This is a genomic window from Streptomyces sp. NPDC002884, assembly GCF_040295245.1.
GTDB lineage: Bacteria > Actinomycetota > Actinomycetes > Streptomycetales > Streptomycetaceae > Streptomyces.
The window spans coordinates 63,788-71,461 of record NZ_JBEOVB010000037.1 but is presented as its reverse complement, the minus strand read 5'-3'; the positions used below and the strand labels follow the sequence as shown (position 1 = coordinate 71,461).

Sequence of the window (7,674 nt, the reverse complement as noted above, 5' to 3'; positions counted from 1 at the left end):
CTCAAGGGACTGTAGGGACCCGGAAGCTGATAGACCGCCACGCGGGGGAGCTGCTCACTTCCCCCGCCTCCGGGTCCTAGACTCTCTTCGGAACTGCCGGTACCGGCAGGGCCCCCTCGCGTGCCTGTTGCGAGCCCGTGCCGGGGGAGCCGATGGCGTCACGAGGTGCCCGGCCGTCGCCGCTGCCTCCCCGAAGGGCCCTCACCCGCGTGGCCCCCGAGAACAGGCCCCTGGCGGGTCCGGGCCACCAGGATGCCGCCATGGGTATACGCATGCTCCACCGCCGGAAGGCCCACGCGCGCGTTCACGTCACGGCGGCCGCGGACCCGCGGTCCTGGCCCGGCGTGGCTTCCCGGACGTGGCCGCGCCCCGCCCTCGCGCCGGGCGCCGCCACCCCCCGGATCCCGCGGACCCCCGCCACGGTCCTGCGGGCGGCCGCCGCACGGCTCCGCGGTCCGGCCCTCACCGGGCTCCTGTCGCGATTCCAGCCCCGGTCCCTGACCCGGGTCCTGACCCGGTTGCTCACCTGGTTCGTTCCCCGGGACGACAGCAGGCGGCGCCTGTGGGCCGAGGCGGTACACGGGCACCTGGCCCTGGCGCTCGGCGTCCTCGGCCGGCTCCGCGGACCCCGCACGGTCCGCCGCGTCCCGCTCTTCGTCGTGACGGCGACCCCCTTCACCGAACGCCGGGGCGACTCCGCACACTGACCGCTTCCGCCGCCCCGACCCCGTCCGCCGCCTCGTCCCTGTCCGCCGCCTCGACCCCGTCCGTTGCCTCGTCCCCGTCCCCGTCCGCTGCCGGCTGCCCGGCGCCGGCGTCCCGGGCGGCCGGACGAGGGGCGGACAGGCTCGGCCGGACGCCACAGCCGCACGCCGACCGCGTACAGCAGCACCCCCAGCACCAGCCCCGCGCCCGCCCCGAAGCACAGCGTCGGGACGAGCTCCCACGGCTTCGCCTCGCGCGATCCCCAGTACTCCCACCACCGGGTCGCCCGCCGCACCGCCGCGACCAGCGCGCAACCGCCGATCACGGCACCCGCCCACCACCGGTCCCGCACCGACAGCACCGCGACCCCCACCGGCTCGCCGGCCGGCGCCCGGCGCAGCGCGTACGTCACGAACACGGCGATCACGACCGCGGCCACGGCCGAACCCCCGTACTGGAGGTACCAGTACAGAGGCGATCCGGCGATGTCCTCGCCGAGGACGGGGAACAGCCGCATGCCCCAGCGGTCGAGGTGCGTGAACTCGTCCCACACCACATGGGTCAGCGCGCCGAGCGCCGCGGAGACGTACCACCACAGGGCGGTGGACGGCCGTACACGCGCGCGTGGCGCCCCGCAGCGGGTCAGCGTGGCAGCCCGGCCCTGCCGGGACCGCGGCAGCAGCGCCACCAACGGCTCGCGCACCAGCAGCCAGAGCCCCACCAGCGCCCAGGCGACGAGCACATCGACCGTGAACACTCCGGGCAGGGAGTGCGTGACGTCGCCGAACTCCATGGCCCCGGACAGGACACTCGCCGCGTAGTAGGTCATGTCGGGAGCGAAGGAACCCGCCATGAGCGCGGCCGGAACCAGGGACCCGCGACCGGTGCCGTCGGCGCGCACGGCGGGCAGCACGGCCGCCGCATGACTCAGGGTGAACGGCAACAGGACTCCCCGGGGCGAACGTTGACGGGCCGGCCGGCCCGATGATCTACGACGTCCAGTATGCGGGGCACGGTTCCGGGCCAACCGCACATGACCGGCTGGTGAAAACGGCACCCGAACGGGTGCCGGTGCAAAAGAAGTTGTCGTAGGGTCGCCTGGGTCGGCATGCCCGAGGGCACGTCGAACGGAAGAGCGGAGCAGGGCGATCCGCCCATGGGTGCAACCCTCGGGGCGGGTTGATCGTCACACCGGTGACGGCGGTCGGAGCGGCAACGGTCACCACAGTGGCAACAACCGCAACGGCAGGGTGCAGGCGACAAGACGGGCGTACCGCGTCCACGGGAGGGTTTCACTTCATGTCGGCGCATATCGGCACGAGGCTGCGCAAGGGAGCCGTCAACACGACCGTGGCCGCACTGGCGGTAGCGGCTCTGGCCGCGTCCCAGGCACCGGACGTCACGGCCGACGGCCACGGCAGACAGACCGCCGCCGACACCCCGTCGTCCGCCGAGACGGGCACGGGCACCGGTGACAGCGCCACCGGCAACTCGCCGTACTACACGGACCTGCCGCCGCTGAAGAGCCCGAACCCCGCGCCGAGCGAGAGCTCCTCCACCACCCCGGCCGCCACCGGCACCACGGAGGCCGGCATCCCGGCGACCGTCCTGGACGCCTACAAGAAGGCCGAGGCGGAGCTGGCGCAGTCCAAGCCGGGCTGCAACCTGCCCTGGCAACTCCTCGCCGCCATCGGCAAGGTCGAGTCGGGCCAGGCCCGCGGCGGCAACGTGACCGCCGACGGCACCACCATCTCGCCGATCCTCGGCCCGGTCCTCAACGGCGTCGGCTTCGCGAACATCAGCGACACCGACAACGGCGCGTACGACGGCGACAGCACCTACGACCGTGCCGTGGGCCCCATGCAGTTCATCCCGTCCACCTGGGCCTGGGCGGGCCGCGACGGCAACGCCGACGGCAAGAAGGACCCCAACAACATCTACGACGCCGCGCTCGCCGCCGGCCACTACCTGTGCCGCTACGACTGGGACATGTCGGCCACGTCCGGGATGCGCAGCGCGATCCTCAGCTACAACAACTCGACTGACTACCTGAACACCGTCCTGTCGTGGCTGGAGTACTACCGCAAGGGCACGCACGAGATCCCCGACGGCACCGGCACCGTGCCCGACAACCGCAGCGACGACGCCACCGGCTACACGCCCGCCTCGCCGTCCACCCCGTCGACGCCCAGCACACCCGGTACGCCGAGCACGCCGTCGACCCCCAGCACCCCCGGCAAGCCCAGCACGCCGTCGACGCCCAGCACCCCGACGCCTACGCCGACGCCGACCGACACGGTCGGTCACCTCGAGGACGCGGGCACGCCGAGCCTCACCGCCATGGCGGGCGACGCGTTCACCGACCGCATCAGCGCCCGCGCGGAGACGGCGGCCGGAAAGGCCGTCGCCAAGGTCCGGATCCGCTTCACCATCGTCGGCGACACCGACGCCACGTTCACCGGCGGCGAGAGCGTCGCCACGATCGTCACCGGCACCGGCGGCATCGCCCTCGCGCCCGCCCTCGAGGCGGGCGAGAAGACCGGCGGCTTCACCGTCCGCGCCACCGTCCTCGGTCGCACGCTCTCCCCCCTCGACTACAAGGCCACCGTCACCGCCCGCGCCGCCGACGCCCTCGCCCGCACCAGCGACACCGCGCTGACCTGCACCGCCGGCGGCGAGTTCGCCGACGCGGTCCAGGTGAAGGCCACCTACAAGGGCGCCGTGGCGGACAAGGTCGCGGCCACCGCCACCCTGATCAAGTCGGCCGACGACGCGACCGCGAACGACAAGGGCCCCTACTTCAAGGACGGCGCGGGCAACCCCGTGCGCACCCTGGACCTCCAGACGGACGCCAACGGCCTGCTGCAGCTGCCCGACCTGTACGCGGACGACACCGCCGGCACCTATCTGCTCCGCATCACCACCACGGGCGGAGCGACCCTGACGGTGGAACTCACCGTCACGGCCGCCGCGACCTCGACGCCGAGCCCGACGCCCAGCGAGTCCGAGTCGACGACCGCGGGCTCGTAACCCCTCCCCGGTCCCCGGACTCCGCTGCGGACCCTTTCCCGAACGACGACGGCGGCGCCCCTGTCTCCACAGGGGCGCCGCCGTCGTGCGCGACGTGTTCTCATCTCGCCCGCCCGTTGCTACCGTGCCCGACCTGACGTCCCGTCAGCTCCGGGAGGACCGTATGCGTGCCCTGATCGCCGCCGCGACCGGTCTCGCCGTCGCGCTCGCCCTGGTCCTCACCCTCGCCGCGCTGGGCGCACCGGCCGGCAAGACCTCCCCGAAGCCGCTGCTGACGACGGTCCCCGCACACCCCTGACCGCCCCGCCCGCCGGTTCCGTCCGCGAAGGAGGCCGAGATGCGCCGCAAGGCCGCACTGATCCTGCTCGCCCTCGCCGTGTTCTTCGCGGCGCTCGCCCCCCTGCTGCGCTGGTACGCCTTCCCGCACCTCGCCAAGATCCCGGCGAACGAGTACCAGACCATGGTCCTCGAGGCGAAGAACGCCACCCTCCTCGACTACGGCACCATGACCGCCCGCACGGTCCCCGAGATCACCATCGTGCAGACCCTCAAGGGCGACGTGGAGGCCTCCGAGAAGATCGAGAAGACCGCGGGCCGGGACGTCGTCGTCTGGGACGGCCTGTCCTACGTCCAGGGGCCCGACGGCAAGATGGTCTCCAAGGTCCCCGAGCGGTACATCTTCGACGCCCACACCCAGGAACCCGTGCACGCCACCGGCGAGATGGTCGACGGCGACCCGGTGCGCCGGGAGGGCATCGAGTTCAAGTGGCCCTTCCTGACCGAGAAGCGGGACTACGAGTACTTCGACGCGCAGACCCGCACCACGGCCCCCATCCACTACCGGGGCACCCAGAACTTCCGCGGCCTGGAGGTCTACTACTTCGAGCAGACCGTCCCCTGGACCGAGGTCGCCATGCCCAGGACGATGCCCGTCGAGGGCATCACCCCCGAGACCGTCGCCAAGACCGGCACCACCCGCTGGTACACCACGGTCCGCAAGTTCTGGGTCGAACCCGTCACCGGCGCACCCGTCTACGGCGAGGAGATCCACCAGGAGGAACTCCGCGGCGGCACCCTGCTCGGCGGCCGCGCGAAGGTCACCGCCTTCGCCGGACACGTGAAGATGCGCGAGGACTACATCGAGCACACGGTGTCCGTGATCAAGTCCAACCGCACCCTGGTCCTGCTGCTGACCTCCTACCTCCCCTGGGGCTTCCTCCTGCTCGGCGCCCTCCTGATGTCCCTCTCCCTCTACCTGGAGGCCCGCGGCCGCCGCCCGGACGAACCCACCGCCGCCGAGCCCGCCGCACCGCAGCCCGTCACCGCCTGAGCCGTCAGCGCCTGAGCCGCGCGTTGGTGAACCGGGTCGGCTCGGCGCCGGCCGGGTCCTCGGGCCAGGGATGCTTCGGATACCGGCCGCGCAACTCCGCCCGCACCCCCTTGTAGCCGTCCCTCCAGAAGGACGCGAGGTCGGCCGTGACGGCCGCGGGCCGCCCGGCCGGCGACAGCAGATGCACCAGCAACGCCACCCCGGCGACCCGCGGCGACTCCTGGAGCCCGAACATCTCCTGCAGCTTCACCGCGAGGACCGGCCGCTCCGGATCGGCATAGTCGATCCGGATCCTGGACCCGCTCGGCACGGTGATCCGCTCCGGGGCCAGCTCCTCCAGCCGGGCCGCCTCGCCGGAGGCCCAGGGCAGCAGCCGCCCGAGCGCCGCCCCGGCGTCGATCCGCCCGAGATCGCTCCGCCGCCGGGCCCGGCTCAGCTCCGGCTCCAGCCACTCGTCCACACGCGCGTGCAGCGACGCGTCGCAGACGTCGGGCCACGGCTCGCCCAGATGCCACCGCAGGAACGCCAGCCGCTGCCGCAGGACGTCCGCGTCGGGCGACCACCGCAGCAGCCGCAGCCCGTCCTTCTCCAGCCCCTCGACCAGCGCCCCGCGTACGAGCCCGGCGTCGGCGTTCCGGAGCGGACGCACCGCCAGCTCCACCGCGCCCAGCCGCTCCACCCGCCGCGCCACGACATCCCCGTCGGCCCAGTGGACCTCGTCCCGCTCGTCGAGCAGCGCGCCGGCCGCGAGCCGGGCGACCTCCTCGTCCACGACCGCCGCGAGCTGCACACGCGCGTGCCCCTTCCCCACGGGCCGGTCGGCGACGGCGACGGCGAGCCAGGAAGCCCCCCGCAGATCGGTGCCCTCGCGGACCTCGGCCCGGGTGCCGGAGACCATGAGGTAGGAACCCCCGTCCGCCCTGGCGAGCCGCTCCGGGAAGGCGAGGGCGACGACGAGCCCGGCGGTGGCGTCGGAACCGCCACCGCTACCGCCACCGCTACGGCCACCTGCACCGGCACCGCCGTCGGCACCGCCACCGCTTCCGTTCCCTCCCGCGGCGGTGGGCCCGGCCGTCGCCGAGCCCTCGGCGACGGCCCGCAGCCGGCGCACCTCCGCCCGCCACCGCGAACCGTAGGCGTCACCCCCGCGCCGGGCGGACCGCAGAGCGGCGGCCAGATCGTCGCCATACTCCCGCGGCGCCTCCTCGCTCAGCAGCGCGACCACCTCGGCGGCCCGCTCCACCCCCACCGACGCGGCCCCGTCCAGCAGAGCCCGGCCCAACCGGGGGTGCAGTCCCAGCCCGGCCAGCCGTTTCCCCCGCGCGGTGGCCCGCCCGGCAGAGTCCACCGCCCCGATCGCCGTCAGCAAGGACCGCGCCGCCGCCATCGCCCCACCCGGCGGCGGATCCAGCAACGCCAGCCCGCGAGCGCCCGGATCCCCCCAGCACGCAGCCTGAAGGGCGAACGCCGTCAGGTCGGCCACCCGGATCTCCGGAGCCGGGAACGACGGCAGACGGGCATCCTCCGCCTCCGCCCAGCACCGGTACACCGCGCCCGGCGCCTCCCGCCCGGCCCGCCCCGCCCGCTGCCGGCCCGCCGCCTGCGAGGCACGGACCGTCGCGAGCGCGCTCAGCCCGCGCGCGTGGTCCACCCGCGGCTCCCGCGCCAGCCCCGAGTCGACGACCACCCGCACCCCGGGCACCGTCAGCGAGGACTCCGCCACGGAGGTCGCCAGGACCACCCGGCGCCGCTCCCCGGGGGCCAGCACCGCGTCCTGCACGGCCGTCGGCGCCCGCCCGTGCACCTGGAGCACGTCCACCCCGGCCGGACCGCCGAGGAGCCCCGCGACCCGAGCGATCTCCCCGACCCCCGGCAGGAAACACAGCACGTCCCCCGACCGCTCGGCCAACGCCCGCCGCACCACCGACGCGACGTGCGCCAGCAACGCGGGATCCACCCGCATGCCGTGCGGCGGCCGCACGGGACGGGCCGGAGGCGCCCAGACCACCTCGACGCCGAAGACGGAACCATGGGCCTGCACCACCGGCGCCCCGCCCAGCAGCCGCGCCCAGCCGGCCGTGTCCGTCGTCGCCGAGGCCGCCACCAGCCGCAGCTCCGGCCGCAGCGTCTCGCGCACATCGCACAGAAAGGCCGCAGAGGTGTCCGCGTCGAGGTGCCGCTCGTGGCACTCGTCCAGGACCACCACATCGACGCCCGACAACTCCTGGTCGCGCTGAAGACGCTGGAGCAGCACACCGGTCGTCACGACCTCCACGCGTGTGTGCCGCCCGACGACCCGCTCCCCGCGCACGGTGTGGCCCACGCTCTCCCCGGGCCGCTCACCCAGCAGCCACGCCATCCGCCGGGCCGCCGCCCGCGCCGCGATCCGCCGCGGCTCGGCCACGAGCACCCGGCGCCCCGGGCCCTCGCCCAGCAGCCCGGCCAGCGCGAGCGGCACCAGCGTCGTCTTGCCGGTACCGGGCGGCGCGGCCAGGACGGCCGTGCCGTGGCCGTCCAGGGCGTCGTTCAGGGCAGGCAGGGCTGCCCGTACGGGCAGCGAGTCCAGGGCGTCGTAACGGGGGATCACGCCCCCAGTGTCGTACGCCCCC

The 7,674-nt window shown here is 74.3% G+C and carries 4 protein-coding genes and 1 pseudogene; 3 read left to right on the top strand and 2 right to left on the bottom strand.

All coding sequences use genetic code 11. From position 1 onward, the window contains the following. Positions 1 to 811 precede the first annotated feature (811 nt). Positions 812 to 1,648, bottom strand: a pseudogene (locus tag ABT070_RS39655) (DUF4184 family protein); the annotation flags it as partial. Between the two features lie 356 nt (positions 1,649 to 2,004). Between ABT070_RS39655 and ABT070_RS39650 the strand changes: the two are divergent. The 3 genes from ABT070_RS39650 (at position 2,005) to pgfA (ending at position 5,065) form a co-directional block, all read left to right on the top strand. Further along, complete coding sequence (locus tag ABT070_RS39650) at positions 2,005 to 3,735, top strand: lytic transglycosylase domain-containing protein (protein ID WP_351767789.1); 1,731 nt, start codon at positions 2,005 to 2,007, stop codon at positions 3,733 to 3,735. Between the two features lie 163 nt (positions 3,736 to 3,898). Continuing rightward, positions 3,899 to 4,033, top strand: a complete 135-nt coding sequence (locus ABT070_RS39645; RefSeq protein WP_351767788.1) for an SPW_0924 family protein — start codon at positions 3,899 to 3,901, stop codon at positions 4,031 to 4,033. Positions 4,034 to 4,072: 39 nt separating this feature from the next. Then, positions 4,073 to 5,065 (top strand): cell envelope lipid trafficking protein PgfA, encoded by a 993-nt coding sequence (gene pgfA, locus ABT070_RS39640; protein ID WP_351767787.1) that lies wholly within the window; start codon positions 4,073 to 4,075, stop codon positions 5,063 to 5,065. Positions 5,066 to 5,069: 4 nt separating this feature from the next. Here the strand turns inward: pgfA and hrpB are convergent, their stop codons facing one another. Further along, positions 5,070 to 7,649, bottom strand: a complete 2,580-nt coding sequence (hrpB, locus tag ABT070_RS39635) for an ATP-dependent helicase HrpB (protein ID WP_351767795.1) — start codon at positions 7,647 to 7,649, stop codon at positions 5,070 to 5,072. Between the last annotated feature and the right edge of the window lie 25 nt (positions 7,650 to 7,674).

Coding starts and splice junctions, on each gene's coding strand:
- ABT070_RS39645 (WP_351767788.1), top strand. CDS start 3,899: ATGCGTGCCCTGATCGCCGCCGCGACCGGTCTCGCCGTCGCGCTCGCC.
- ABT070_RS39650 (WP_351767789.1), top strand. CDS start 2,005: ATGTCGGCGCATATCGGCACGAGGCTGCGCAAGGGAGCCGTCAACACG.
- pgfA (WP_351767787.1), top strand. CDS start 4,073: ATGCGCCGCAAGGCCGCACTGATCCTGCTCGCCCTCGCCGTGTTCTTC.